Genomic DNA, 26,182 nt, shown 5'->3' with positions numbered 1-26,182 from the left:
GCCAGGGTCGTCCAGGCTTGAACAGGCCCTTGCAGGCACGGCACAAGGCCGCTCCTGCAAGGCGGTGCAGGTCATCGGGTCACAGTGGCTGGACGTGGCCGAACAGGCCCTGGGACACCTTCACCCGCTGGTCGGCGTCCTCGCTGCGGCCATCCTTGGCCAATGCCTCCAGATGCGCCTCGATGGCATGGGTGCGCTGGGTCAGGCCACAGTCGTTGGCGATCTGGATATTCAGACCGGGGCGGGCGTTGAGCTCGAGGATCAACGGGCCCTTGTCCTGGTCCAGGACCATGTCCACGCCGATGTAGCCCAGGCCGCACAGTTCGTAGCAGCTGGCGGCGAGCTTCATGAAGCCGTCCCAGTTCGGCAACTGCACACCGTCCACCGCGTTGGTGGTGTCCGGGTGCTTGCTGATGATCTTGTTCAGCCAGGTGCCGCGCAAGGTGACGCCGGTGGCCAGGTCCACGCCCACGCCGATGGCGCCCTGGTGCAGGTTGGCCTTGCCGCCGGACTGGCGGGTCGGCAGGCGCAGCATGGCCATCACCGGGTAGCCCATCAGCACGATGATGCGGATGTCCGGCACGCCCTCGTAGCTGATGCTCTTGAAGATCTGGTCCGGGGTCACCCGGTATTCGATCAGGGCGCGGTCGCGGTGCCCACCGAGCGAGTACAGGCCGGTGAGGATGCTGGAGATCTGATGCTCGATCTCCTCATGGCTGATGATCTTGCCCGACACCGTGCGGTAACGGTCCTCGAAGCGGTCGGCGATGACCAGGATGCCGTCACCGCCGGCGCCCTGGGCCGGCTTGATGACGAAGTCGTTGCGCTCGCCGATGATCTGGTCGAGCTTCTCGATCTGCTTCTCGGTCTCGATGATGCCGTACATCTCCGGCACGTGAATGCCGGCGGCCAGAGCGCGCTCCTTGGTGATGATCTTGTCGTCGACGATCGGGTACAGGTGGCGCTTGTTGTACTTCAGGACATAGTCCGCGTTGCGCCGGTTGATACCCATGATGCCCCGGGCTTCCAGGGCCTTCCAGGTCTTGATCAGGCCGAACATCAGGCGTCGCCCTTCTTCAGGAAGGCCTTGAAGCGCACGAGCTCGGTCAGGCGGTAGCCGCGGTAGCGACCCATCGCCAGCATGAAGCCCACCAGGATCAGCAGCACTGCCGGGAAGGTGAAGACGAAGTAGGTCAGCTCCGGCACGGTCATCAGCAGATGCGCGACGGACGCGGCGAACAGGGTGCCGATGGCCACTTTCATGGCGTGGCCGCCGCCGCGCTCTTCCCAGGTGATCGACAGGCGTTCGATGGTCATGGTCAGGATCACCATCGGGAACAGTGCCACCGACAACCCACGCTCCAGCCCCAGCTTGTGGCTGAACAGGCTGATCGCGGCGATCAGCACCACGACGAAGGTCAGCACCACCGACAGGCGCGGCAGCATCTGCAGCTTGAGGTGTTCGAGGTACGAGCGCAGCGACAGGCCCAGGGCCGTGATCACGGTGAACAGGATGATGCCGAAGCCCAGTTGCGTCTCGCGGAAGGCCAGGGCGATCAGTACCGGGGTGAAAGTGCCCAGGGTCTGGATGCCGATCAGGTTGCGCAGCACCAGGATCACCAGCACGCCGATCGGGATCATCACCATGATCATGAAGGTCTGCTGGGTCTGCAGCGGCAGGCCGTACAGCGAGTACTCGAGGAAGTCGGCGTCGGTGTTCTCGTCGGTCAGCTTGGCCAGGCGGATGGCGTTCATCTCGCTGTTGTTCATGCTGAAGGTGACGTTGGCCTTCTTGCCGCCATCGACGGTGATCAGGTTGTCGTCACCGGTCCACCACAGCAGGCGGTCGCTGGGCAGGCCCTGTTCGCCGGTGTCCGGGTTGAAGTACAGCCAGTCGTTGCCATTGAAGCTGCGCAGCCACAGTTCCGGGGTCTGCGGGGTGTCGGCCACCAGGCGGATGGTGTGCACCTTCTCCAGCGGCACGTGGGCGATGGACAGCAACAGGTCGATGACCTGGGCCTTCTTCTGCGGCGAGGTGTCGCCGGCCAGCAGCAGCTTGACGTTGTCGTCGTTGAGGTTGTTGACCCGCTTGATGGTCTCGCTGACGAAGGTCTCGACGTCGGCCGAGTGCTGGCGGATCGGTGCCATCAGGGCCTCGGCGGCGATCTTCTCCGGACCTTCGACGGCCAGGCTGTCACGGAAGGTCGGGCCCTTGATCTTGGTCTTCTCGGTGCTGTAGCGCTTGGTCAGCACCAGGCGGTAGTACAGCGTCTGGTTGCCGCTGGCGCGGCGCGCCGACCAGGTCACCTTGCGGTTGCCGTCGGCACGGTTGACGCTGACCCCGTAGTTGTTGGAGATGAAGCTCTCGTTGAGGCTGACATAGTCGCGGTTCAGCGGCGGCACGAACATCTGCACCTTGACCGGGTCCTTGGTGCTGGCGACGAACTCGACCTTGGCGTCGATGTTCCACAGGTCGTCGGTCTCGTCCTCGGTCACCGGGATGCCGAGGAAGAAGATCTGGTAGGCCGTGACCGCGACGCCCAGCAACACCAGGACGGTGATCAGGACTTTCAGGTGGAGGGTAAGAGAGCGCATCGGGGTTACTCTGCTTTGGGAGCTTCGGTGGCGCAGGCAGGTTTGCCGGCCGCGTATTTAAGGCTTGGGTCGACCAGCGCACCGAAGTGCTTGAGGGCCTCGGCGCCGATCAGCAGCGGGAACTGGAACGCGCTGCGGTCGGTGAGGTTGACCTCGATGGTGCGTTGGGTCTGGCCCATGCAGATCTCGAGCTCGATGACCGGGCGGGCGGTGTAGGCCTTGCCGGACTCGGCGTCATAGTCCCCGGCGCGGCGCTTGATCTTGCTGACACGCGCCAGGGGGCGTTCGATGGGGTGCTTGTGGGCGGCGTCGATGGCCAGGTAGAAGCGCACCCAGCTTTCGCCGTTGCGCTTGAAGCGCTTGATGTCGCGGGCGCTGAGCGAGGCGGTCTTGGCCCCGGTGTCGAGCTTGGCCGCCACCTCCAGGTCCAGGTCGCCGAGGCGGGCGTATTCGTTCAGGCCATAGACGGTCTTTTCCTCCGCCTGGCCAAGGGCCGGCAGCAGGATCAGGCAGAGCAGCAGTGAAACGGGTATGAGTCTCATAATCCTGGCGCGGTGCTGTGCGGGGTTCAGGGCAAGGCGACTGGCCAAGCGTCCTCATTGGGCTGTCAACAGCATGAAATGATGACAACCACACTATCCATGCTCCCGAAGGAGCGCGGCATTCTATCACGCCGATGTCTTGACGCCAGCGCGCCCGCGATCAGACCGCAGGGGCGTGGGGTAAGTTCGTTATTAGACGATTGTCGACAATATTCTTTTTGTCTTTGACTACGAGCCCATGGTTGGCTAGTTTTGGCCTCATCGATTTTTGAGGTGTCGACAATCATGCGGGAGGCCGCCCAAGCCGAGACGATCATGCAGGATGAGACCGAGACCCTCTCGGAGCACGTCTTCCGCCGCATCCAGGCCGCCATCGTCAAGGGCGAGATCGCGCCCGGCAGCAAGATCTCCGAGCCGGAACTGGCGCGTACCTACGGCATCAGCCGCGGTCCGCTGCGTGAGGCGATCCACCGGCTGGAGGGCCAGCGCCTGCTGGTGCGGGTGCCCCATGTCGGTGCCCGGGTGGTGTCGCTGAGCCACGGCGAGCTGATCGAGCTGTACGAAATCCGCGAATCCCTTGAAGGCATGGCCTGCCGCCTAGCGGCCGAGCGCATGAGCCAGGCCGCCATCGACGAGCTGCGCCACGTGCTCGACACCCACGAGCGCGATGCCGCGTTCCAGGCCGGGCAAGGCTACTACCAGCAGGAAGGCGACTACGACTTCCACTACCGGATCATCCAGGGCAGCGGCAACCAGACCCTGTACAAGATGCTGTGTGGCGAGCTCTACCAACTGGTGCGCATGTACCGCATCCAGTTCTCCAGCACGCCCAACCGGCCACGCCAGGCCTTCGCCGAGCATCACCGCATCCTCGATGCCATCGAGGCCCGTGACGGCGAACTGGCTGAACTCCTGATGCGCCGCCACATCGGTGCATCCAAGCGCAATATCGAGCGTCACTACCAGGACGCCGACAACAATAGCCCACGAGGTGAGTCATGACAGTGAAGAGCACCCCCGGCCAGCGTTTCCGTGACGCGGTTGCCGCCGAACATCCGCTGCAGGTGGTCGGGACCATCAACGCCAACCACGCCCTGCTGGCCAAGCGCGCCGGTTTCAAGGCCATCTACCTGTCTGGCGGCGGTGTCGCTGCCGGCTCCCTGGGCCTGCCGGACCTGGGCATCAGCGGCCTGGACGACGTGCTCACCGACGTGCGCCGCATCACCGACGTATGCGACCTGCCGCTGCTGGTGGATGTCGACACCGGTTTCGGCGCTTCGGCGTTCAACGTCGCCCGCACCGTCAAGTCGATGAGCAAGTTCGGCGCCGCGGCCATCCATATCGAGGACCAGGTCGGCGCCAAGCGCTGTGGCCACCGGCCGAACAAGGAGATCGTCTCGCAGCAGGAGATGGTCGACCGCATCAAGGCGGCGGTGGATGCCCGTACCGACGACAGCTTCGTGATCATGGCGCGTACCGACGCCTTGGCCGTCGAGGGCCTGAACGCTGCCCTGGATCGCGCCGCCGCCTGCATCGAGGCCGGCGCCGACATGATCTTCCCGGAAGCGATCACCGAGCTTTCCATGTACAAGACCTTCGCCGATCGGGTGAAGGCGCCGATCCTGGCCAACATCACCGAGTTCGGGGCCACGCCGCTGTACACCACCGAAGAGCTGGCCTCGGTCGACGTGTCGCTGGTGCTCTACCCGCTGTCGGCGTTCCGCGCCATGAACAAGGCCGCCGAGAACGTCTACACCGCGCTGCGCCGCGACGGTACGCAGAAGAACGTGATCGACACCATGCAGACCCGCATGGAACTCTACGATGCCATTGGCTACCACGCCTTCGAGCAGAGCCTCGATGCGTTGTTCGCGCAGAAAAAGGGATGACCCTAGCGCGGGACAGGTCCGCTGCCATGGCCTGTCCCGCGAAATGGCCGTTGCAGGCCATGCGGATTAGCCAGAAAAGCCTTCGATAACAAATTCAAGAAAGGAGAAACACCATGGCCGAAGCAAAAGTACTCAGTGGCGCGGGCCTGCGTGGCCAGGTGGCCGGGCAGACTGCGCTGTCCACCGTCGGCCAGGCCGGCGCGGGCCTGACCTACCGTGGCTATGACGTGCGCGACCTGGCCGCCGGCGCCGAGTTCGAGGAAGTCGCCTACCTGCTGCTGTACGGCGAGCTGCCGAGCAAGGCCGAACTGAGCGACTACAAACGCAAGCTCAAGGGCCTGCGCGACCTGCCCCAGGCGCTCAAGGAAGTACTCGAGCGCATTCCGCGCGACGCCCACCCGATGGATGTGATGCGCACCGGCTGTTCGGTGCTCGGCACCCTGGAGCCGGAGCTGACCTTCGAGCAGCAACGCGACAAGACCGATCGCCTGCTGGCGCTGTTCCCGGCGGTGATGTGCTACTGGTACCGCTTCACCCACCATGGCGTGCGCATCGACTGCACCAGCGACGAGGACTCCCTCGGCGGGCACTTCCTGCACTTGCTGCACGGCAAGAAGCCGAGCGCGCTGCACGTGAAGGTGATGAACGTCTCGCTGATCCTCTACGCCGAGCACGAGTTCAACGCCTCGACCTTCACTGCACGGGTCTGCGCCTCGACCCTGTCCGACCTGTACTCCTGCGTCACCGCCGCCATCGGCTCGCTGCGCGGCCCGCTGCATGGCGGTGCCAACGAGGCGGCGATGGAGCTGATCGAGCGCTTCCAGAACCCGCAGGAGGCCACTGCCGAGCTGCTGCGCATGCTCGAGCGCAAGGACAAGATCATGGGCTTCGGCCATGCCATCTACAAAGAGTCCGACCCGCGCAACGAGGTGATCAAGGGCTGGTCGAAGCAGTTGGCCGACGAGGTGGGCGACACCGTGCTGTACCCGGTTTCCGAGGCCATCGACAAGACCATGTGGGAGCAGAAGCGCCTGTTCCCCAACGCCGACTTCTACCATGCCTCGGCGTATCACTTCATGGGCATCCCGACCAAGCTGTTCACCCCGATCTTCGTCTGCTCGCGCCTGACCGGCTGGGCCGCGCACGTATTCGAGCAGCGCGCCAACAACCGCATCATCCGTCCGAGCGCCGAGTACATCGGCGTCGAGCAGCGCCAGTTCGTGCCGATCGAGCAGCGCTGATCAGATAGAGGCAGGCAACCCGTCTTGCGTGGGAGCGACGAACCGCCGCTCCCACGTAAAAACGATGCCTGCCCAGGTAAACCGTGACCGAGCCTGACAACGATATGAACAACGCATTTCGCAAGAACCTGCCAGGCACCGCCCTGGACTACTTTGATGCCCGTGCCGCGGTCGAGGCGATCAAGCCTGGCGCCTATGACGGCCTGCCGTACACCTCTCGCGTGCTGGCCGAAAACCTGGTGCGCCGCTGCGATCCCGCCACCCTCGATGCTTCGCTGAGCCAGCTGATCGAGCGCAAGCGCGACCTCGACTTCCCCTGGTTCCCGGCCCGCGTGGTGTGCCACGACATCCTCGGCCAGACCGCGCTGGTCGACCTCGCCGGCCTGCGCGACGCCATCGCCGACAAGGGGGGCGACCCTGCCGCGGTCAATCCGGTGGTGCCGGTGCAGTTGATCGTCGACCACTCGCTGGCGGTGGAGTGCGGCGGCTTCGATCCGCAGGCGTTCGAGAAGAACCGCGCCATCGAGGACCGCCGCAACGAAGACCGCTTCCACTTCATCAACTGGACCAAGCAGGCGTTCAAGAACGTCGATGTGATCCAGCCGGGCAACGGCATCATGCACCAGATCAACCTGGAGAAGATGTCGCCGGTGATCCACAGCGAACGCGGCGTGGCCTACCCGGACACCTGCGTCGGTACCGACAGCCACACCCCGCACGTCGATGCCCTGGGGGTGATCGCCATTGGCGTGGGCGGCCTGGAGGCCGAGAACGTGATGCTCGGGCGCGCCTCGTGGATGCGCCTGCCGGAGATCGTCGGCGTCGAGCTGAGCGGCCGCCTGGCGCCGAACATCACCGCCACCGACCTGGTGCTGGCCCTGACCGAGTTCCTGCGCCAGCAGAAGGTGGTCGGCGCCTACCTGGAGTTCCACGGTGCCGGCGCCAGCGCGCTGACCCTGGGCGACCGCGCGACCATCTCGAACATGGCCCCGGAGTACGGCGCCACCGCGGCGATGTTCGCCATCGACCAGCAGACCATCGACTACCTCAAGCTCACCGGCCGCGACGAGCAGCAGGTGCAACTGGTCGAGACCTACGCCAAGGTCGCCGGTCTCTGGGCCGACAGCCTGGCCAAGGCCGAGTATGAGCGGACCCTGAGCTTCGACCTGTCGAGCGTGGTGCGCAACATGGCCGGCCCGTCCAACCCACATGCCCGCGTGGCCACCCGTGACCTGGCGGCCAAGGGCATCGCCGGGGCCTGGGAACAAGTACCAGGACAGATGCCCGACGGTGCGGTGATCATTGCCGCCATCACCAGTTGCACCAACACCAGCAACCCGCGCAACGTGATCGCCGCGGGCCTTATCGCGCGCAACGCCAACAGGCTCGGCCTGGTGCGCAAGCCTTGGGTCAAGTCGTCGCTGGCCCCGGGCTCCAAGGCCGTGCAGCTGTACCTGAAGGAGGCGGGGCTGGAGCAGGAGCTGGAGCAGTTGGGCTTTGGCATCGTCGCCTTCGCCTGCACCACCTGCAACGGCATGTCCGGCGCCCTGGACCCGGCGATCCAGCAGGAAATCATCGAGCGCGACCTGTACGCCACCGCTGTCCTGTCGGGCAACCGCAACTTCGACGGGCGCATCCACCCGTACGCCAAGCAGGCCTTCCTAGCCTCGCCGCCACTGGTGGTGGCCTATGCCATCGCCGGTACCATCCGCTTCGACATCGAGAAGGATGTGCTGGGCGTGGTGGACGGCAAGGAAATCCGCCTGAAGGACATCTGGCCGAGCGACGAGGAGATCGACGCCGTGGTCCGCGCCTCGGTCAAGCCGGAGCAGTTCCGCCAGGTCTATATCCCGATGTTCGCCATCGAGGAGGATCGGGGGCCGAAGGTCGCGCCGTTGTACGACTGGCGCCCGATGAGTACCTACATCCGGCGCCCGCCGTACTGGGAAGGCGCCCTGGCCGGCGAGCGCACCCTGCGTGGCATGCGTCCGCTGGCGGTGCTGCCGGACAACATCACCACCGACCACCTGTCGCCGTCCAACGCCATCCTGCTCGACAGCGCCGCCGGCGAGTACCTGGCGAAGATGGGCCTGCCGGAGGAGGACTTCAACTCCTACGCCACCCACCGCGGCGATCACCTCACCGCGCAGCGCGCTACCTTCGCCAACCCCAAGCTGTTCAACGAGATGGTGCGCAAGGACGATGGCAGCGTACGGCAGGGTTCGCTGGCGCGCATCGAGCCGGAAGGCCGGGTGACGCGCATGTGGGAGGCCATCGAGACCTACATGCAGCGCAAGCAGCCGTTGATCATCGTCGCCGGTGCCGATTATGGCCAGGGCTCGTCCCGCGACTGGGCGGCCAAGGGGGTGCGTCTGGCCGGGGTCGAGGCGATCGTTGCCGAGGGCTTCGAGCGCATCCACCGCACCAACCTGGTGGGCATGGGCGTGTTGCCGCTGGAGTTCAAGCCGGGCACCGACCGCAAGACCCTGGGCCTGGACGGCAGCGAGACCTACGACGTGCTGGGCGAGCGCAAGCCGCGCGCGACCCTGACCCTGGTGGTCACGCGGCGCAATGGCGAGCGTGTCGAGGTGCCGGTGACCTGCCGCCTGGATACCGCCGAGGAGGTGTCGATCTACGAGGCCGGTGGTGTACTGCAGCGTTTTGCCCAGGATTTCCTGGAAGGCACCGCTTAGTTGAAACGGGGCCGCTTTGCGGCCCATCGCAGGCTGCGCCAGCTCCCACGGGGCTGGCGCCAATTTTTGTGGGGGCTGGCGCGGCCAGCGCGCCCAGATCGATCAGGATTGCGCCATGACACATGCACCACAAATTCGAATTCCCGCCACCTACATTCGCGGCGGCACCAGCAAGGGCGTGTTCTTCCGCCTGCAGGACCTGCCCGAGCGCGCCCAGATTCCCGGCCCGGCCCGTGACGCCCTGTTGCTGCGGGTGATCGGCAGCCCCGACCCGTACGGCAAGCAGATCGACGGCATGGGCGGCGCTACCTCCAGCACCAGCAAGAGCGTGATTCTCTCACCCAGCATCAAGCCTGATCACGACGTCGACTACCTGTTCGGCCAGGTGTCGATCGACAAGGCCTTCGTCGACTGGAGCGGCAACTGCGGCAACTTGTCGGCTGCGGTCGGTTCGTTCGCCATCGCCAGCGGCCTGGTCGATGCCGCGCGTGTTCCGCGCGATGGCATCGCCACCGTGCGCATCTGGCAGGCCAACATCGGCAAGACCATCGTCGCCCATGTGCCGATCACCCAGGGCGAGGTCCAGGAGACCGGGGACTTCGAGCTCGATGGCGTGACCTTCCCGGCCGCCGAAGTGCAACTGGAGTTTCTCGACCCGGCAGCGGACGAGGAGGGCGGCGGTGGGGCGATGTTCCCCACCGGCAACCTGGTCGACGATCTCGAGGTGCCGGGTGTCGGTACTTTCAAGGCAACCCTGATCAACGCCGGTATCCCGACCATCTTCATCAACGCCGCCGATATCGGCTACACCGGTACCGAGTTGCAGGACGCCATCAACGGTGACGTTGCCGCACTGGCGCGCTTCGAGGCCATTCGTGCCCATGGCGCGGTGCGCATGGGGCTGATCGCGCATGTCGACCAGGCGGCCGGGCGTCAGCACACGCCGAAAGTGGCGTTCGTCGCGGCGCCGACCACCTACACTGCTTCCAGTGGCAAGCCGGTCAAGGCCGAGGAGGTCGACCTGCTGGTGCGTGCGTTGTCGATGGGCAAGCTGCACCACGCGATGATGGGGACCGCAGCGGTAGCCATCGGCACGGCAGCGGCGATCCCCGGCACGCTGGTCAATCTCGCGGCTGGCGGCGGCGCGCGCAGTGCCGTGCGTTTCGGGCATCCGTCCGGCACCTTGCGGGTCGGCGCCGAGGCGCGCCAGGTGGATGGGCAGTGGACCGTGACCAAGGCGATCATGAGCCGTAGCGCTCGGGTGCTGATGGAGGGCTGGGTGCGCGTGCCTGGCGATAGCTTCTAGGACACCAGTGGGGCTTGGCTTTCGTTGGCAGGGCTGCGGTGCAGCCCTTTCGCGACACAAGGCCGCGCCTGCCGGCGGTCGTGTTCTGCCATGGGATCATGAAAGGGGCGTAGAGCGCCCCCAGCTTTTCAGAAAGGAGCTGGATATGAGCGCCAACGTGGATCTGAACGACCGCCCCGATTACGACCAGGTCCTGCAGGCCATCGCCGACTATGTGCTCGGTTATCGCGTCGAGTCCGTCGAAGCCCTGGATACCGCGCGCAACTGCCTGATGGACACCCTGGGCTGCGGCCTGCTGGCCCTGCGTTTTCCCGAATGCACCAAGCACCTCGGCCCGCTGGTCGAGGGCACGCTCGTGCCCCATGGTGCCCGCGTGCCCGGGACCAGCCATCGCCTCGACCCGGTCAAGGCGGCCTGGGACATCGGTTGCATCGTTCGTTGGCTGGACTACAACGACACCTGGCTGGCTGCGGAATGGGGCCATCCTTCCGATAACCTCGGTGGCATCCTCGCCGTCGCCGACCACCTTTCGCAAAAGCGGGTAGCCGATGGCGAGCAGCCCCTGCGCATGCGCCAGGTGCTCGATGCCATGATCATGGCCCACGAGATCCAGGGCGTGCTGGCACTGGAAAATTCGTTCAACCGGGTAGGTCTGGACCATGTACTGTTGGTCAAGGTGGCCTCCACGGCAGTCTGCGCCCGACTGATGGGCGCCAACCGCGAGCAGTTGCTGTCGGCCCTGTCCCATGCCTTCGTCGATGGCCAGGCCTTGCGCACCTACCGCCATGCGCCCAACGCCGGTTCGCGCAAGTCGTGGGCGGCTGGCGATGCCTCCAGCCGTGGCGTGCGTCTGGCCGATATCGCGATGCGTGGCGAGATGGGCGTGCCGGGCGTGCTCAGCGCGCCGCAGTGGGGCTTTTACGCTGTGTCGTTCAGTCACACCAACAAGGACCTGGCACTCAAGCCCGAAGACCAGCGTGAATTGCGCCTGCCGCAGGCCTTTGGCTGCTATGTGATGGAGCATGTGCTGTTCAAGGTCAGCTTCCCCGCCGAGTTCCATGCGCAGACCGCCTGCGAGGCGGCGGTGATATTGCATCCCCAGGTGCGCAACCGCCTGCACGAAGTCGATCGCATCGTCATCACCACCCATGAGTCGGCGATTCGCATCATTTCCAAGGAGGGTCCTCTGGCCAATGCCGCCGACCGCGATCACTGCCTGCAGTACATGACGGCGGTGCCGCTGATCTTCGGTGGCCTGGTGGCCGAGCACTACGAGGATGCCTTCCATGCCGCGCATCCGAGTATCGACCGCCTGCGGGAAAAGATGCTGGTGGTCGAAGAGCCGCGGTTCAGCCGTGAATACCTGGAGGCCGACAAGCGCTCCATTGCCAACGGGGTGCAGGTGTTCTTCAAGGACGGCAGCCATACCCAGCAGGTGGTGGTCGAGTACCCGATCGGGCACCGACGGCGCCGGGGGGAGGGGATACCGTTGCTGGAGGCCAAGTTCAGGGAGAACCTGGCGACGCGGTTCGTGCGCCAGCGCTGCGAGGCGATCGTTGCCTTGTGCAAGGATCAGCAGGCGCTGGAGGCCATGCCCGTGCACAGCTTTGTCGACCTGTTGGTGATCTGAGGCCTGCGCAGCGCCAGCCCGCTCCTGCAAGCGAGTGGACTGCGATGCCAACAAAAAAGCCCCGGTATTTCTACCGGGGCTTGTTCTTGTAGCTTACAGCTCGCTGCTCAACTTACGCCTGGACCACCGGGATCTTGGCGTTGGCCGCCGCTTCGCGGAACTCGGCGATCTGGTCGAAGCTCAGGTAGCGGTAGACGTCGGCAGCCATGCTGTCGATGTCTTTCGCGTACTGCATGTACTCCTCGACGGTCGGCAGCTTGCCGATGATCGAAGCGACAGCCGCCAGCTCGGCGGAAGCCAGGTACACGTTGGTGGCGTCGCCCAGGCGGTTCGGGAAGTTGCGGGTCGAGGTGGAGACCACGGTCGAACCGGTCTGCACACGTGCCTGGTTACCCATGCACAGCGAGCAGCCTGGCATTTCCATGCGCGCGCCAGCCTTGCCGTAGATGCCGTAGTAGCCTTCCTCGGTCAGCTGGTGGGCATCCATCTTGGTTGGCGGGGCCAGCCACAGACGGGTTGGAATACCACCCTTGACCTTGTCCAGCAGCTTGCCGGCGGCACGGAAGTGACCGATGTTGGTCATGCACGAACCGATGAACACTTCGTCGATCTTCTCGCCCTGTACCGAGGACAGCAGACGGGCATCGTCCGGGTCGTTCGGCGCGCAGAGCACAGGCTCCTTGACGTCGGCCAGGTCGATCTCGATGATCTCGGCGTATTCGGCATCGGCGTCGGCCGACAGCAGCTCAGGCTTGGCCAGCCAGGCTTCCATGGCCTGGGCGCGACGCTCCAGGGTGCGGGCATCGCCGTAGCCTTCGCCGATCATCCAGCGCAGCAGGGTGATGTTCGACTGCAGGTACTCGGCGATGGCCTTTTCCGGCAGCTTGATGGTGCAGCCTGCGGCGGAACGCTCGGCCGAGGCGTCGGACAGCTCGAAGGCTTGCTCGACGGTCAGGTCGTTGAGGCCTTCGATTTCCAGGATGCGGCCGGAGAAGGCGTTCTTCTTGCCTTTCTTCTCGACGGTCAGCAGGCCTTTCTGGATGGCGTAGTAAGGGATGGCATGCACCAGGTCACGCAGGGTGATGCCAGGTTGCAGCTTGCCCTTGAAGCGCACCAGGATCGACTCTGGCATGTCCAGCGGCATGACGCCGGTGGCCGCGGCGAAGGCGACCAGGCCGGAACCGGCCGGGAACGAGATGCCGATCGGGAAGCGGGTGTGCGAGTCGCCACCGGTGCCGACGGTGTCGGGCATCAGCATGCGGTTCAGCCAGCTGTGGATGATGCCGTCGCCTGGACGCAGCGACACGCCGCCACGGGTGCGGATGAAGTCTGGCAGGGTGTGGTGGGTGGTGACGTCGATCGGCTTCGGATAAGCCGCGGTGTGGCAGAACGACTGCATCACCAGGTCAGCGGAGAAGCCCAGGCACGCCAGGTCCTTCAGCTCGTCGCGGGTCATCGGGCCGGTGGTGTCCTGGGAACCGACGGTGGTCATCTTCGGTTCGCAGTAGGCGCCCGGGCGCACGCCCTGGCCTTCCGGCAGACCGCAGGCACGGCCGACCATCTTCTGTGCCAGGGTGAAGCCCTTGCCGGAGTCGGCAGGCTGCTCTGGTTTCTTGAACAGGTCCGAAGCACCCAGGCCCAGTTCGGCGCGGGCCTTCTCGGTCAGGCCACGGCCGACGATCAGCGGGATACGGCCGCCAGCGCGGACTTCGTCGAGCAGCACTTCGGTCTTCAGCGCGAAGCTGGTGACCAGCTCGTCGCTGCCGTTGCGACGTACTTCACCCTTGAACGGATAGACGTCGATGACATCGCCCATGGCCAGGTTGGTGCAGTCGAATTCGATCGGCAGGGCGCCAGCGTCTTCCATGGTGTTGTAGAAGATCGGGGCGATCTTGGTGCCGAAGCAGAAACCACCGGCGCGCTTGTTCGGCACGTACGGGATGTCGTCGCCGAAGAACCACAGCACCGAGTTGGTGGCGGATTTACGCGAGGAGCCGGTACCGACCACGTCGCCGACGTAGGCGACCGGGTGGCCCTTGGCCTTGACCGCTTCGATCTGGGCCAGCGGGCCGACCGAGCCAGGCTGCGAAGGCTCGATGCCATCGCGGGCCATCTTCAGCATGGCCAGGGCGTGCAGCGGGATGTCAGGGCGCGACCAGGCATCCGGGGCAGGGGACAGGTCGTCGGTGTTGGTTTCGCCAGGCACCTTGAACACGGTCAGGGTGTACTTGTCGGCGATGGCCGGGCGCGAGGTGAACCACTCGCCGGCAGCCCAGGACTCCAGGACGGCCTTGGCGTGGGCATTGCCCGCCTTGGCTTTCTCGGCCACGTCGTGGAAGGCATCGAACATCAGCAGGGTGTGCTTGAGCTGTTCGGCCGCGACGGCGCCCAGTTCGGCGTCATCCAGCAGCGCGACCAGCGTTTCGATGTTGTAGCCGCCCTGCATGGTGCCCAGCAGTTCGGTGGCGTGCTTGCGGTCGATCAGGGGCGACTTGGCTTCGCCCTTGGCCACGGCGGAGAGGAAAGCGGCCTTGACGTAGGCGGCTTCGTCCACTCCTGGCGGAACGCGGTTGGTGATCAGGTCTACGAGGAAGGCTTCTTCGCCGGCCGGCGGGTTTTTCAGCAGCTCGACCAGGCCTGCAGTTTGTTCGGCGTTCAGCGGCTGGGGCACGATACCCAGAGCGGCACGCTCTTCGATGTGTTTGCGGTAGGCTTCAAGCACAGTTATTACCCTCATCAGTGGTCCCTAAAGGGAGTCCGGGACGCTCATCCAGCATTCAATGCACCCATGCGCAGTGACGACTTTTTGAGTCGCCCGGCCAGGGTCGCAGAGAATCCTTACAGAAGCTGCTTTCAAAGTTTTACGCCTGCAGAACGGGAGCTGATGAGGGCTGGCGCGGGCATGCGAGGGATGCATGGCCCGGCCAACGCCGTTCTACCGGATGAACTGTGCTCGTGACGCTTTGAAAACAGCTTCCAACGGACATTGTTGCCTTGAAAAGGCGGTGTGATTCTACGGCAAAAAAAAGCCGAAGGTAAGGCGCCGATCATGACTTTAACGGGTGACCTTGGTTAGACAAAGGGCTAACATGAACCGGTGTTCCATCGCCAAGCCGTTGTTTTTCCATGTCCAACCAGTCCATCAAGACCCCTTGCGTCGGCCTCTGTTCCACGGTGTACGGAGACCTGGTGTGCCGTGGCTGCAAGCGCTTTCACCACGAGGTGATTCACTGGAACGGCTACGACGACGAGCAGAAGCGTGCGGTCTGGCTGCGTCTGGAACAACTGCTGGTGCAGGTGATGATGGCCAAGCTGGAAGTGTTCGACAAAGGCCTGCTGCGCCAGCAACTGGGGCAGCGTTCGATCCGTTTCGTCGAGCATCAGTCCGAGTACTGCTGGGCCTACCAGCTGATCGCCCGCGGGGCGCGGATGATCCGTGACCTCGAGGCCTACGGCATGGCGCTGCTGCCGGAATTTCGCGACTGGGAACTGCCGCAGTTGCGAGATGCCATCGATCGCGAATTCTTCCTGCTGTCCGAGGCGCATTACCAGCGCTACATCGCCCCGGCGTTCCTCAGGCAGGCGCTGGAGTAGCCCGTTTCCCTCTGCCTTGTGGCCGGCATTGCGCTTACGTTCATCTGCCAACTCACTGACGAGGAGTGGCAGCGTGAACTGTCATGTCTACAACCCCCAACTTTCATTTCTGGCACGTTGCTGGTGGCAACTGCAGGAGCGCATCGAGCCCGAGCACTGGCTGGATGCCACCCCGCACCTGGCACCGCTGTGGGTCGAGTTCGACAGCGGCGGACGCTGGGATCGCTACCTGCGGGCCGAGCCGGAGGGGCAGAAGGAAAAGCATCTGTCACCCGAGGACTACCGAAGGCGCGGGCATACGTATTGCGAGCTGTTCTGGTTCGGCGCCTACTCGCAAGGCCTGCCTCATTCACGGACGAAGTTCCGCTACGAAATCAGGCCTTATGACCGGGTCTGGATGCCTTGGAACTGGGTGCTGGACTTCAACGACCATGCCTGGTCCGGCTACCTGGGTTTCAAGCGTCCCGAGCAACCGGCCGGTAGCGACCGAGGCAGCCTGGGCACCCAGTTATGGACCCTCGAGGGGCTGGATGCCAGGAACCTGCGCAAGGGCGCAGTGCACTGCAACCTGGAACTGGTCACTTCCACGGGGCGCCTGGTGCGGCGCTACAAGACCGATGGTGTGGGGGCGATGAACATGCTCAGTGGCCAGCGCAGCCTGGTGACGCTGGAAATCCTCAGCGCGCCTCACGCGGCCTTCCGACCCTGATCGGCCAGGGCGCCCTGGCGGCGCCGATGCAGCGAGCGATCAGTCGCCGGTGTATTCGCAGCCGCTGGTGCAGGTCTCGTGGATACGCACCTTCGACAGCTCCGGCAGCAGAGGCTTGACCTGCTCCCAGATCCACTTGGCGATCACTTCGCTGGTGGGGTTTTCCAGGCCTGGGATGTCGTTCAGGTAGTTGTGGTCCAACTGCTCGTAGATCGGCTTAAAGATCGCCTTGATCTCGGAAAAATCGCGGATCCAGCCGGTGTGCGGGTCGAGCGGGCCGGTCAGGTGCAGGGCGACCTTGAACGAATGGCCGTGCAGGCGGCCACACTTGTGGCCGGCCGGGACGTGGGGCAGGCGGTGGGCGGATTCGAATGTGAACTCTTTGAAAATTTCCACGCTGTCGGAACTCTGTGTGAATCGATATTGCGCGCAGTCTACCAGCATGGCCGCTACAAGGCTTGCAACCGATCGGCCAACCGTCCGTTGGCGATCAGCTCCAGCAACTCGTCGCCCAGGCGCTGGCTTTCGGCGATGGCCTTGTGCCAGTAGCGCTTGCGGCCGGCGGCATCGCCCATGAAACGCTTGAAGTCGTTGCGGTCCGGCAGCTTGCCGTAGGGCAAGGCGGCCAGGTACTGCGGCGACGGGGTCATCAGCAGCACGTTCTGCAGACGGGTGGCGTCGCCCTTGCGCCAGGGCAGCGCCTTGTCGAACCAGCCAGGCACCACCTTGTCGGTGAAGTGCGGGTAGAGCACCAGGTCGTTGCCGTGGTAGGGCAGGTCGAGGTGGTAATCGAGCAGGCCGCCGTCGCGGTAGGTGCCGGCGCCCGCGCCGGGGATATCGCGCACGCCTTCCATGACCATCGGGATCGAGCCCGAGGCGAGCAGGGCCTGGCGCAGGTTGGCCAGTTCCAGCGGCAGGCAGCGCGAGGGGAAGTCGGTGAGGGCGTCCAGTGGCGGCGTGGCGCGCTGGTCATGCAGGATCACGCGCTCGAAGTGCCGGGCCAGGCGCGCGCGGCCCAGCAAGTTGCTGGCGATCACCGAGCCCAGGCCAAGGCCCAGGCGGCCGCGGTGGTCGTGGGCGAGCTGGCCGTGGCTCTTCACCACCAGGATGTTCAGGCGGTAGTGGGCGTTGGCGAGGATTTGCCCGTCGCGACCCAGCAGCAGGTCGTCGAGCATGCGCTGGCAACTCTGGGTGATCTCCCGGGCGGTCACACCTTTGGCGAAGTCCTGCTCGGTGTACAGCTCGCCCAGACGACGGATGCCGGCGACCGGGTCGTCGAGGCAGGCACTGGCGAAGCGCCAGGCACCGATCGAGGCGCCGATCAGTGCGCGCTGGCGTGGCGCCGAGGGCAGCCACTCACCGAACAGGGCCAGGTCCAGGCCCTGGATCCCCAGCGGCTTGGGGCCGCCGGCGGCACCGGGCAGCACGCCGACATCGGCGGCTTGCAGGCCGCGCTCGCGGATTTGCCGCAGGGCACGCTGGCCGGCCTTGAACGTCAGGGCGGGGTACTTGAGGTGGATGGCGCTCATGGTGAGGTCTCAGGCAAGGCAGGCCGGCAGTATAGGGGATTTGCCGGCCCTCTCGCGGCACGCGCTCCTCTGCCGGCGCCCATGGCCTGGTGGGGCGCATGCAGGTGTGACGGCTGCTGCGCTATCATGCGGCCAGCTGTTTTCAGGTTGAGTTAAGGACCGCTGGTTAGTCTTGATCCCGTAGACAACTTGCACACCCCGATGGAGTGAACCGATGAAAACCCTGACTGCCCTGTTCGCCACCGCTGCCCTGGCTTTTGCGGCCAATGCCGCCTTCGCCAAGGACGTTCAGCCCGATGAAGTGGTCAAGCTGGTGAACGCCAAGACCATCAAGTCGCTGGATGAACTGAAAGCCGCCGCCGTGGCCAAGCACCCCGGCGCAACCGTGACCGACTCGGAGCTGGAAAACGAATACGGTCGCTACATCTACAAGGTCGACCTGCGCGACGCACAGAATGTCGAGTGGGATGTGGACCTGGATGCCAAGACCGGCGAAATCCTGAAGGACGAGCGAGACACCTGATGCCTGATCTACCGCGAACAGCGTGTTGCCTGGGGCTGCTCCTGATGGCCGTCTGCTCGCTCGCCGCCGCCCGCGACCTGGACCAGGATGAAGCCCTTGCACTACGGCAGCAGGGCATCATCCTGCCGCTGGAGCAACTGCTCGATGCCGCCCTGGGGCGTTACCCCGGGGCGCGCCTGCTGGAGGCGGAACTGGAAGAGAAACACGGCCGCTACGAGTACGAGGTCGAACTGCTGACCCCAGGCGGCGTAGTGCGCGAGATCAAGTACGATGCCCGCACCGGGGCCCTGTTGAAGGACGAGGAAGACGACTGAATGCGCCTGCTGCTTGTCGAGGACAACGTCCCCCTGGCCGACGAATTGACCGCTGCCCTGCAACGCCAGGGTTATGCCGTGGACTGGCTGGCCGACGGCCGTGACGCGGTGTACCAGGGGCAGAGCGAGCCCTACGACCTGATCGTGCTCGACCTTGGTTTGCCGGGGCTACCGGGCCTTGACGTACTGACGCAGTGGCGCGGCGCGGGGCTGGGCACGCCAGTGCTGATTCTCACCGCGCGCGGCTCCTGGGCCGAGCGTATCGAGGGGCTCAAGGCCGGCGCCGATGATTACCTGACCAAGCCTTTTCACCCCGAAGAGCTGCAACTGCGCCTTCAGGCCCTGTTGCGTCGGGCCAAGGGGCTGGCCAACCAGCCGACCCTAGAGGCGGCGGGGCTGCGTCTGGACGAATCGCGCCAATGCGTCAGCCGGGATGGTGCCGAGGTGCAACTGACGGCCGCCGAGTTTCGTCTATTGCGCTATTTCATGCTGCACCCGGGGCAGGTGCTCTCCAAGAGCCACCTGGCCGAGCATCTGTACGACGGCGAGACCGAACGTGACTCGAATGTGCTCGAAGTCCACGTCAACCACCTGCGGCGCAAGCTCGGGCGCAGCGTGATCGAAACGCGCCGTGGCCAGGGCTACGTGTATGCCGGGAGTATCGCGTGAAGTCGATCCAGGCGCGCCTGAGTCTGGGGCTGGTGGCGGTGCTGGTGGTGGTCGGTCTGACCCTGGCGCAACTGACCCTGTGGCTGTTCGAGGCGGGCCTGCAGCGCTACCTGGAGGCGGGCCTGCGCAAGGAAAGCGAGAACCTGCTGGTGGCGCTGGTGCGTGGGCCTGCCGGCTTGCAACTGGACGAACGGCGGCTGTCGGCGGCCTACCAGCAGCCTTTCTCGGGCTATTACTTTCGCATCGATTTCGACCAGGGCACCTGGCGCTCACGTTCGCTATGGGACCTGGACATGCCCAAGCCGGCCCGGCCAGGGCTGGACGATGGCCATGAGCTGGGCCCTGAGGGCCAGCAACTGCTGGCCTACCGTGGCGATTACCGGCGCCTGGGCCAGGATGTCTCGATCAGCGTGGCCCAGGATTATTCGCCGGTGCGCGAGGGTTTTCGACGCCTGCAGCAGATCGGCCTGGGAATGGGGGCGTTGGCCCTGCTGCTGGTGCTGGTGCTGCAGCGCATCACCGTGACTCGCTCGCTGCGCCCGCTCGAGCGGGCACGGCAGCAGATCGCCCAGTTGCAGCAGGGCCAGCGTTCGCAGCTGGATGCCGAGGTACCCAGCGAGTTGCAGCCATTGGTGGACCAGATCAACCACCTGCTGGCCCACACCGAGGACAGCCTGCGTCGTTCGCGCACGGCTCTGGGCAACCTTGGGCATGCGCTGAAGACGCCGCTGGCGGTATTGCTCAGCCTGGCCGCCAGCGAGCGTCTGCAGGCGCTGCCCGAGGTGCGGGCGCAGTTGCGTGAGCAGTTGGAGCAGATCCAGCAGCGTCTGGCCCGCGAACTCAACCGTGCGCGCCTGGCCGGTGACGCGCTGCCCGGCGCGCAGTTCGATTGCGACGCAGAGCTGCCTGGACTGCTGTCGACGCTAGGCATGATCCATGGCGAAGGTCTGCTGCTCGAGCGTGACGTGCCGCCAGGCCTGTTGTTGCCGTGGGATCGCGAGGACTTGCTGGAGTTGCTCGGCAACCTGCTGGACAACGCCTGCAAATGGGCCGACAGCGAGGTGCGTCTGGGCATTGCGCCGACCCCCGAGGGTTACCGGCTGTGGGTCGATGACGATGGCCCGGGAATTCCCGAGGCGCAGCGCCAGCAGGTGCTCGAGCGTGGTGCGCGGCTGGACGAGCAGGTGGCCGGCCATGGCCTGGGGCTGGGGATCGCGCGCGATATCGTCGAGGCCTGGGGCGGGCGGCTCGCCTTGCTCGACAGCGCGCTCGGCGGCTTGCGGGTGAATATCGATCTGCCGCGCAAGGCGCGATGAGGCGCTGAACCCTGCAAAAAAATTGCAGTACAGGCGCAGTTTTTTGAATTGGCCCATTGCCTGGCAGCCCGGCACAATCCCGCCTCTTGAAACCATCCGGTTTCCATCTCTCCACGGACGGAGCCCCTTGCGCTATTGCCTTGGCAATACAGGGCCCAGGCAGGTAACGCTGGGCTTTCTTTTTCCACCCGAAAAATACGAATACACCCCTCGATGCCTGCCTCGCGTCCCGAAAGCCGTCTGCAGCGCCTGCTCCCGGCGCCCCTGAACATCCCTCCCAAAGAATGGCTGCGCGCAGGCCTTGGCGCACTGCTCGGCCTGTTTCTCGCCGGCTACCTGTGCAGCCTGCTCTATGGGCCGTCGATCGCTCTGCACTTGCTGGGGCCGCTAGCGGCTTCGGCGGTGCTGGTGTTCGCGGTGCATTCGGGGCCGCTGGCCCAGCCTTGGCCGGTGCTGGGCAGCTATGCGCTGGCCGGCGCGGTGGGCCTGGCCATGCGCCATGGCTTCGGTGACGGGCTGTGGGTGGCCGCTGCCGCGCTGGCTGTCGCCATCCTGGCGATGTGCCTGCTGCGTTGCCTGCACCCGCCCGGTGGCGGGGTGGCGGTCAGCGCGGTGCTGGCCGATCCGGGGCTGGTGGCGATGGGCGACCACATGCTTGAGCCGGTATTGCTCAACGCGCTGGTCCTGGTCGTGGTGGCGGTGGCCTACAACCGTCTCACCGGCGTGCGCTACCCCAAGGGCGCGGCGCCACGCAAGGACCTGCACCACACCCATGACCCGCTGCCGGGTGAGCGGGTCGGCATCAACGCCGAGGACCTGGACCAGGCCCTGGAAGAGATCGGCGAGTTCGTCGACGTGACCCGCGACGAGCTCGAACGGATTATCCTGGCCACCGAGCAGCATGCCCTGCAACGCAGCCTGGGCGGCATCACCGCCGCTGCAGTGATGTCCCGCGATGTGCAGTCGGCAACGCCGCGCACCACCCTCGAACAGGCCTGGAGCATGCTCTCGAGCCACCACCTGAAAACCCTGCCGGTACTGGAGCAGGGGCGCCTGGTGGGTATCGTCAGCCTCAGCGACCTGGTCGGCCCGGCAATGGCCCGTGGCCGTTTCAGCTGGCGCGGGCTGTTCCGGCGCAAGGTGGTGCGTCTGGAGCAGGTGATGAGCCGTCGGGTGGTCAGCGTCGGTAGCCAGCATCCGCTGGAGCGCCTGCTGCCGCTGCTCAGCGAGCAGGGGCTGCATTGCCTGCCGGTGCTTGACGGCGACACGTTGGTGGGGGTGATCACCCAGACCGACCTGATCGCCGGCCTCAAGCGGCACCTGCTCAATGCCGCCGCGCAGGGATCAGATCACCGGGTCCCAGCGTTGTGACCAGTCGCTCTCGCCAGCGGCGACCAGCCGACGCAGCACGCTGAACGCCTGCTGCAGCGCCTCGCTGTCGCGCTTGCGGGGATAGACCAGGAAGGTCGGGTAGGTGAACTCCGGCGCCTGCGGCACCCGTTCGAACACGCCGCTCTGCAGGTAGGCCTGCACCACGCGGGTGCGGAAGTAGCCGCTGCCGCCCTGGTCGAGGATGAACTGCAAGGCCAGCGGGCCCAGGTTGAAGCTCAGCGCCGGGCGCGACAGGTCGGGCAGGGCGGCGTCGTGCTGGCGGCGGAAGGCTTCGCCCCAGTCGATGTAGATGTACGGATCGGGTGCGTCGACCCGGCGTACACGGATCAGCTTTTCCTCCATCAACTGCTCGACCTGCAAGCCTGGGCCGTAGGTCGGCTGGTACACCAGGGCGGCGTCGAGCAGCCCCATCTCGACCTTGCGCAGCAGCGACTCGCCATCGCTGACCTCGCTGCGAATGGCATGGCTGGGCAGCTCACGGTGCAGGGCGCTGACCCAGTCGAGCATCATCGGGTTGCCCAGGCTCACCTCGCCACCGACATGCAGCACCTGCTGGCAACCCTGAGGCAGCGGCAGGTCGCGGCGCGCGGCCTCCCAGGTCTGGACCATCTGGTTGGCGTAGGTGACGAAGGCTTCGCCGTCGCTGGTCAGGCTGGCACCGTTGCGGCTGCGCACGAACAACTGGCAGCCCAGCTGCTGCTCCAGGCGCTGGACCCGGGCGGTGATCGCCGTCTGCGACACGAACAGGCGCTCGGCGGCAGCGACCAGGCTGCCGCAGCGTACGATTTCCAGGAAGGTGCGGGCCTGATCGATATCCATGGGGCGGCTTCTGTGGCGAAAGGGTGGCTCATTCTAGAGGCTTTGTTACGGTGTGGGGCGACTTGGCTCCTGCAGCGATCCGTGGGCAACCACCTCGGCAAAGCCCGGACGCGCCAGCACATCAGCTTGCTGGCAGGCCCGGCTCAGCTCGCGCAGGCCCTGGTCATCCTGGTCGCAGCAGCCCAGCAATTCCTCCACGAGAATGCCGAAGGCCCGTACTTCCAGACGTTCCAGCGCCTTGGCGGCCAGACCGTCATCGTGCGGGTGGAACGACGCCGCGCCGAAGTCCCCCAGCAGGCATTGGCCGTCTTCGTCGAACAGGATGTTGTGGGCGTACAGGTCGCCATGGCTCAGGCCGCGAGCATGCAGGTGAGCGCAGACCGAGGCGATACCTGCGGCCAGTCGGCGCAGGGCTGGCAGCGTCAGGCGCCGGCTGGCCGGATAGCTGTCGCGGGTGCAACCGTCCAGGCTGGGTGGACCCGCCAGGTTCAGCCAGTGTGAGTCGATCATCTCCATGACCAGGGCCGGCAAGTGTTGCGGGTGATCGTCGATGCGCCCGGCCACGCGGACCAACTGCGGATGCGCGCCAGCGGCAATGCAGGCGTCCATCTCCGCCAGTGGCGAGCCATCGCTGGTGATGGCGCCTTTGTAGATCTTCACTGCCAGCGGTGTCTGCCGACCTTGCAGGTGCGCGCGGTAGATCACCCCAGAAGCACCGCTGCCCAACTGCTCGTCAAGACAGACATCCGCCCAGTGCAGGACCGGGCAGTGGTTGTCCACAGACGGGGCGGCATAACCTTTGCGCAGCGGGTTGTCGGCATATGCCAGCCAGGCCAGGCGTGGCAGGGTCAGCAGCCAGTCGGGCAGCGCCGTGAGGCGGTTGCAGGCGATGCGCAGCAGCTCCAGGCGTTGGCAGCTGGCCAGGTCGGCAGGCAGGGCGCTCAGGCGGTTGCCCGCGAGCATCAGCTTCTGCAACTGGGCGCAGTCACCCAGGCCTTCGGGCAGTTGCTCGAGCCGGTTGTCGGTGAGGACCAGCGAACGCAAGGTGGCCGGAAAGGCCCGGGCATCGACCTGGGTGATCTGGTTGCCCCGGAAGGCCACCGTTTCCAATGCAGGGCAGCTCCCGATGCCTAGTGGCAACTGGCCGAAGCGGTTGTTCGAGCAGAACAGCACCTTCAAGCGGGTCAGACGATGCAAGTCGTCGGGCAGTTCGCTCAGGGCGTTGTCGGTGAGGTTGAGCACCTCGAGGCTGTCGGCCAGGGTGTAGATCTCGTCGGGGAACGCCGTCAGGCCCTGACTCAGGTCCAGGCGGGTGATGCCAGCGAGGCGGCCGGCGCGTAGGTCGTCAAGAGTGTGCATGAAAGCGCTCTGCAATCGAAGGCGACCATTCTAGGCGCTTGCGTGCTGCAAATCTGCACATGGGTTGCGACTTAAGTCCGATGGCGAGCATGCAGCCCCGGTCCATACTCAAGATTCGCCCTTCAATAACAACAAGTACCGGGTTGCGAACCAATGACCTACCAGCACAGCTATGTCCATTCCATCGCCGATCCCGCGGCTTTCTGGCAGGCCCAGGCCGAACAGTTGGCCTGGCAGCGCAAGCCTTCCCTTACCCTGCAGCAGAACCCCGATGGCACCCATCGCTGGTTCGCCGACGGCCGGCTGAACAGTTGTCACCTGGCCCTCGACCACCAGATCGAGCAGGGGCGCGGCGAGCAGTTGGCGCTGATCTACGATTCGCCGGTGACCGGCGTGCAGCAGACCTTCACCTACTGCCAGTTGCGCGACGAAGTGGCGCGCCTGGCCGGCGTGTTGCGTTCACTGGGAGTGGACAAGGGCGACGGGGTGATCATCTACATGCCGATGGTGCCCCAGGCCGCCATGGCCATGCTGGCCTGCGCGCGCATCGGCGCGGTGCATTCGGTGGTGTTCGGTGGTTTTGCCGCCAATGAGCTGGCGTTGCGTATCGATGACGCCCGGCCGACGCTGTTGCTCACTGCGTCCTGTGGCCTGGAATTCGACCGGGTGATCGCGTACAAGCCCTTGGTCGACCGCGCCTTGCAACTGGCCCAGCATCAGCCGCGCCATGTGCTGGTGCTGCAGCGCCCCCAGGCGCAGGCCGAGCTGCAGCCGGGACGCGACCTGGACTGGCAGCAGGCGCTGCTCGGCGCCGAGGCGGTAGCGCCAGTGGTCGTGGATGCCGGTGATCCGCTGTACATCATGTATACCTCCGGTACCACCGGCAAACCCAAGGGCATCGTCCGCGAGAATGGCGGCAACGCCGTCGCCTTGTGCTACGCCATGCGCCATGTCTATGGCATGCAGGCGGGCGATGTCTGGTGGGGCATCTCCGATGTCGGCTGGGTGGTCGGTCATTCGCTGATCGTCTATGGGCCGCTGATGAGTGGCTGCACCACGGTGCTCTACGAAGGCAAGCCGATCCGTACCCCGGACGCCTCGGCCTACTGGCGGGTGGTCGAGCAGTACAAGGTCAATGGCTTGTTCTGCGCGCCCACCGCCATGCGCGCGATCCGCAAGGAGGATCCGCACGGCGAGCTGATCCGCCGGCATGACCTGGGCTCGCTGCGCCAGTTGTTCCTGGCCGGCGAGAAGCTCGACTCCAGCACCCATGAGTGGCTGGAACGGGTCAGCGGCAAGCCGGTGCATGACCATTGGTGGCAGACCGAGACCGGCTGGCCAGTGACCGCGCCTTGCGTGGGCCTGGAAGGCAGCGCGGCGCGTCCGGGGTCGAGCAACCGCGCGGTACCCGGCTATCACGTGCAGGTGCTGGACGATGATGGCCGGCCGCTGGGGCCGAACCAGCAGGGCGCCATCGTCATCGCCCTGCCGTTGCCGCCCGGTTGCAGCCAGACGCTGTGGGGGGATCACGAGCGTTATCTGCAGGCGTACCTGCACAGTCACCCGGGGTATTACCACACCGGTGACGGCGGCTACCTGGACGAAGAGGGCTTCGTCTACATCATGGGGCGCACCGATGACGTCATAAACGTGTCCGGCCATCGCCTGTCCACCGGCGAGATGGAGGACCTGGTGGCGCGTCATCCGGCGGTGGCCGAGTGCGCGGTGGTCGGTGTGCACGACGAGATCAAGGGCCAGGTGCCGCTGGCGCTGGTGGTGCTCAAGGACGGCCAGAGTGTTGGCCAGATGCAACTGCAGGCCGAGCTGGTGGCCAGCGTGCGCGAGCAGATCGGCGCGCTGGCCTGCTTCAACCGGGTGCGGCTGGTCAGGCGCCTGCCCAAGACCCGCTCGGGCAAGATCCTGCGGGCGGTGCTGCGCAAGATCGCCGATGGGCAGGACTATGCGCCGCCCTCGACCCTGGATGATCCGGCGGTGCTGGGGGAGATCGAGAGCGTCCTGGCGGACCTGCCCCGGGCGGTCTGAGCCTGCTGGTATTCCAGAG

Annotated in this window: 22 protein-coding genes; 14 read left to right on the top strand and 8 right to left on the bottom strand. The window is 65.5% G+C overall.

What is annotated here, in order from left to right; translation table 11 throughout:
- Positions 1 to 79: 79 nt before the first annotated feature.
- The 3 genes from F3J43_RS16025 to rloA are packed head-to-tail and all read right to left on the bottom strand — an operon-like array spanning position 80 to position 3,137.
- Positions 80 to 1,060: an alpha-L-glutamate ligase-like protein gene (locus F3J43_RS16025; RefSeq protein WP_166888380.1), complete on the bottom strand. Its 981-nt coding sequence runs from the start codon at positions 1,058 to 1,060 to the stop codon at positions 80 to 82.
- A complete protein-coding gene (gene rloB, locus F3J43_RS16020) occupies positions 1,060 to 2,595 on the bottom strand; it encodes an osmotic stress tolerance membrane protein RloB (RefSeq protein ID WP_166888377.1) in 1,536 nt (511 codons plus the stop codon). The genes F3J43_RS16025 and rloB overlap by 1 nt, the downstream gene beginning before the upstream one ends.
- Positions 2,596 to 2,600: 5 nt before the next feature.
- Positions 2,601 to 3,137: a retropepsin-like aspartic peptidase RloA gene (gene rloA / locus F3J43_RS16015; RefSeq protein WP_166888374.1), complete on the bottom strand. Its 537-nt coding sequence runs from the start codon at positions 3,135 to 3,137 to the stop codon at positions 2,601 to 2,603.
- A gap of 285 nt (positions 3,138 to 3,422) precedes the next feature.
- On the opposite strand from rloA, the gene F3J43_RS16010 reads away from it, so the two are divergent.
- From F3J43_RS16010 to prpD, 6 genes are all read left to right on the top strand, one after another.
- Positions 3,423 to 4,139: a GntR family transcriptional regulator gene (locus tag F3J43_RS16010; protein ID WP_166888371.1), complete on the top strand. Its 717-nt coding sequence runs from the start codon at positions 3,423 to 3,425 to the stop codon at positions 4,137 to 4,139.
- Positions 4,136 to 5,026 carry a methylisocitrate lyase gene (prpB, locus tag F3J43_RS16005; RefSeq protein WP_166888368.1) on the top strand — a complete coding sequence of 297 codons (891 nt, stop codon included), beginning with the start codon at positions 4,136 to 4,138 and terminating at the stop codon, positions 5,024 to 5,026. Before F3J43_RS16010 ends, prpB begins: the two co-directional genes overlap by 4 nt.
- A gap of 113 nt (positions 5,027 to 5,139) precedes the next feature.
- Positions 5,140 to 6,267: a bifunctional 2-methylcitrate synthase/citrate synthase gene (gene prpC, locus F3J43_RS16000; protein ID WP_166888365.1), complete on the top strand. Its 1,128-nt coding sequence runs from the start codon at positions 5,140 to 5,142 to the stop codon at positions 6,265 to 6,267.
- A gap of 104 nt (positions 6,268 to 6,371) precedes the next feature.
- A complete protein-coding gene (acnD, locus tag F3J43_RS15995; protein WP_166888362.1) occupies positions 6,372 to 8,960 on the top strand; it encodes a Fe/S-dependent 2-methylisocitrate dehydratase AcnD in 2,589 nt (862 codons plus the stop codon).
- Positions 8,961 to 9,075: 115 nt separating this feature from the next.
- Positions 9,076 to 10,266, top strand: coding sequence for a 2-methylaconitate cis-trans isomerase PrpF (gene prpF / locus F3J43_RS15990; protein ID WP_166888359.1), 1,191 nt, complete (start codon positions 9,076 to 9,078; stop codon positions 10,264 to 10,266).
- A 145-nt stretch (positions 10,267 to 10,411) separates the two neighbouring features.
- Positions 10,412 to 11,896: a 2-methylcitrate dehydratase gene (gene prpD, locus F3J43_RS15985; RefSeq protein WP_166888356.1), complete on the top strand. Its 1,485-nt coding sequence runs from the start codon at positions 10,412 to 10,414 to the stop codon at positions 11,894 to 11,896.
- A 112-nt stretch (positions 11,897 to 12,008) separates the two neighbouring features.
- On the opposite strand, the gene acnB is transcribed toward prpD, so the two are convergent.
- Positions 12,009 to 14,618, bottom strand: a complete 2,610-nt coding sequence (acnB, locus tag F3J43_RS15980) for a bifunctional aconitate hydratase 2/2-methylisocitrate dehydratase (RefSeq protein WP_166888566.1) — start codon at positions 14,616 to 14,618, stop codon at positions 12,009 to 12,011.
- Positions 14,619 to 15,022: 404 nt separating this feature from the next.
- On the opposite strand from acnB, the gene F3J43_RS15975 reads away from it, so the two are divergent.
- Together F3J43_RS15975 and F3J43_RS15970 are read left to right on the top strand one after the other, a co-directional pair.
- A complete protein-coding gene (locus F3J43_RS15975; RefSeq protein ID WP_166888353.1) occupies positions 15,023 to 15,490 on the top strand; it encodes a DUF1289 domain-containing protein in 468 nt (155 codons plus the stop codon).
- 73 nt (positions 15,491 to 15,563) lie between these two features.
- Complete coding sequence (locus F3J43_RS15970) at positions 15,564 to 16,199, top strand: hypothetical protein (RefSeq protein WP_166888350.1); 636 nt, start codon at positions 15,564 to 15,566, stop codon at positions 16,197 to 16,199.
- A gap of 39 nt (positions 16,200 to 16,238) precedes the next feature.
- Here F3J43_RS15970 and queD read toward each other — a convergent pair whose 3' ends face one another.
- Positions 16,239 to 16,643: a 6-carboxytetrahydropterin synthase QueD gene (queD, locus tag F3J43_RS15965; protein ID WP_205297904.1), complete on the bottom strand. Its 405-nt coding sequence runs from the start codon at positions 16,641 to 16,643 to the stop codon at positions 16,239 to 16,241.
- Between the two features lie 5 nt (positions 16,644 to 16,648).
- A complete protein-coding gene (locus F3J43_RS15960; RefSeq protein ID WP_166888344.1) occupies positions 16,649 to 17,728 on the bottom strand; it encodes a patatin-like phospholipase domain-containing protein in 1,080 nt (359 codons plus the stop codon).
- A gap of 214 nt (positions 17,729 to 17,942) precedes the next feature.
- Between F3J43_RS15960 and F3J43_RS15955 the strand changes: the two genes are divergently transcribed.
- From F3J43_RS15955 to F3J43_RS15935, 5 genes are all read left to right on the top strand, one after another.
- Positions 17,943 to 18,251, top strand: a complete 309-nt coding sequence (locus tag F3J43_RS15955) for a PepSY domain-containing protein (protein WP_166888341.1) — start codon at positions 17,943 to 17,945, stop codon at positions 18,249 to 18,251.
- 44 nt (positions 18,252 to 18,295) lie between these two features.
- A complete protein-coding gene (locus F3J43_RS15950; RefSeq protein WP_205297903.1) occupies positions 18,296 to 18,565 on the top strand; it encodes a PepSY domain-containing protein in 270 nt (89 codons plus the stop codon).
- Positions 18,566 to 19,234: a response regulator transcription factor gene (locus F3J43_RS15945; protein ID WP_166888336.1), complete on the top strand. Its 669-nt coding sequence runs from the start codon at positions 18,566 to 18,568 to the stop codon at positions 19,232 to 19,234.
- Complete coding sequence (locus tag F3J43_RS24335; RefSeq protein ID WP_166888333.1) at positions 19,231 to 20,550, top strand: sensor histidine kinase; 1,320 nt, start codon at positions 19,231 to 19,233, stop codon at positions 20,548 to 20,550. The genes F3J43_RS15945 and F3J43_RS24335 overlap by 4 nt, the downstream gene beginning before the upstream one ends.
- A 213-nt stretch (positions 20,551 to 20,763) precedes the next feature.
- Positions 20,764 to 21,921, top strand: a complete 1,158-nt coding sequence (locus F3J43_RS15935) for an HPP family protein (RefSeq protein ID WP_166888329.1) — start codon at positions 20,764 to 20,766, stop codon at positions 21,919 to 21,921.
- Here the strand turns inward: F3J43_RS15935 and F3J43_RS15930 are convergent.
- Positions 21,895 to 22,761, bottom strand: coding sequence for a LysR family transcriptional regulator (locus F3J43_RS15930; protein WP_166888326.1), 867 nt, complete (start codon positions 22,759 to 22,761; stop codon positions 21,895 to 21,897). The two genes, F3J43_RS15935 and F3J43_RS15930, sit on opposite strands and share 27 nt — an antisense overlap.
- A gap of 45 nt (positions 22,762 to 22,806) precedes the next feature.
- Entirely contained in the window at positions 22,807 to 24,120 is a 1,314-nt protein-coding gene (locus F3J43_RS15925; protein WP_166888324.1) for a leucine-rich repeat-containing protein kinase family protein, read from the bottom strand.
- 153 nt (positions 24,121 to 24,273) lie between these two features.
- On the opposite strand from F3J43_RS15925, the gene F3J43_RS15920 reads away from it, so the two are divergent.
- Positions 24,274 to 26,163 (top strand): propionyl-CoA synthetase, encoded by a 1,890-nt coding sequence (locus F3J43_RS15920; protein ID WP_166888321.1) that lies wholly within the window; start codon positions 24,274 to 24,276, stop codon positions 26,161 to 26,163.
- Positions 26,164 to 26,182 lie beyond the last annotated feature (19 nt).

This window comes from Pantoea sp. Cy-639, assembly GCF_011752525.1.
In the GTDB taxonomy this organism is placed as follows: Bacteria; Pseudomonadota; Gammaproteobacteria; order Pseudomonadales; family Pseudomonadaceae; genus Aquipseudomonas.
This window is presented reverse-complemented; position numbering and strand designations above follow the sequence as displayed.

Coding starts and splice junctions, on each gene's coding strand:
- F3J43_RS16025 (WP_166888380.1), bottom strand. CDS start 1,060: ATGTTCGGCCTGATCAAGACCTGGAAGGCCCTGGAAGCCCGGGGCATC.
- rloB (WP_166888377.1), bottom strand. CDS start 2,595: ATGCGCTCTCTTACCCTCCACCTGAAAGTCCTGATCACCGTCCTGGTG.
- rloA (WP_166888374.1), bottom strand. CDS start 3,137: ATGAGACTCATACCCGTTTCACTGCTGCTCTGCCTGATCCTGCTGCCG.
- F3J43_RS16010 (WP_166888371.1), top strand. CDS start 3,423: ATGCGGGAGGCCGCCCAAGCCGAGACGATCATGCAGGATGAGACCGAG.
- prpB (WP_166888368.1), top strand. CDS start 4,136: ATGACAGTGAAGAGCACCCCCGGCCAGCGTTTCCGTGACGCGGTTGCC.
- prpC (WP_166888365.1), top strand. CDS start 5,140: ATGGCCGAAGCAAAAGTACTCAGTGGCGCGGGCCTGCGTGGCCAGGTG.
- acnD (WP_166888362.1), top strand. CDS start 6,372: ATGAACAACGCATTTCGCAAGAACCTGCCAGGCACCGCCCTGGACTAC.
- prpF (WP_166888359.1), top strand. CDS start 9,076: ATGACACATGCACCACAAATTCGAATTCCCGCCACCTACATTCGCGGC.
- prpD (WP_166888356.1), top strand. CDS start 10,412: ATGAGCGCCAACGTGGATCTGAACGACCGCCCCGATTACGACCAGGTC.
- F3J43_RS15975 (WP_166888353.1), top strand. CDS start 15,023: ATGTCCAACCAGTCCATCAAGACCCCTTGCGTCGGCCTCTGTTCCACG.
- queD (WP_205297904.1), bottom strand. CDS start 16,643: ATGCTGGTAGACTGCGCGCAATATCGATTCACACAGAGTTCCGACAGC.
- F3J43_RS15960 (WP_166888344.1), bottom strand. CDS start 17,728: ATGAGCGCCATCCACCTCAAGTACCCCGCCCTGACGTTCAAGGCCGGC.
- F3J43_RS15955 (WP_166888341.1), top strand. CDS start 17,943: ATGAAAACCCTGACTGCCCTGTTCGCCACCGCTGCCCTGGCTTTTGCG.
- F3J43_RS15950 (WP_205297903.1), top strand. CDS start 18,296: ATGGCCGTCTGCTCGCTCGCCGCCGCCCGCGACCTGGACCAGGATGAA.
- F3J43_RS15945 (WP_166888336.1), top strand. CDS start 18,566: ATGCGCCTGCTGCTTGTCGAGGACAACGTCCCCCTGGCCGACGAATTG.
- F3J43_RS15935 (WP_166888329.1), top strand. CDS start 20,764: ATGCCTGCCTCGCGTCCCGAAAGCCGTCTGCAGCGCCTGCTCCCGGCG.
- F3J43_RS15930 (WP_166888326.1), bottom strand. CDS start 22,761: ATGGATATCGATCAGGCCCGCACCTTCCTGGAAATCGTACGCTGCGGC.
- F3J43_RS15925 (WP_166888324.1), bottom strand. CDS start 24,120: ATGCACACTCTTGACGACCTACGCGCCGGCCGCCTCGCTGGCATCACC.
- F3J43_RS15920 (WP_166888321.1), top strand. CDS start 24,274: ATGACCTACCAGCACAGCTATGTCCATTCCATCGCCGATCCCGCGGCT.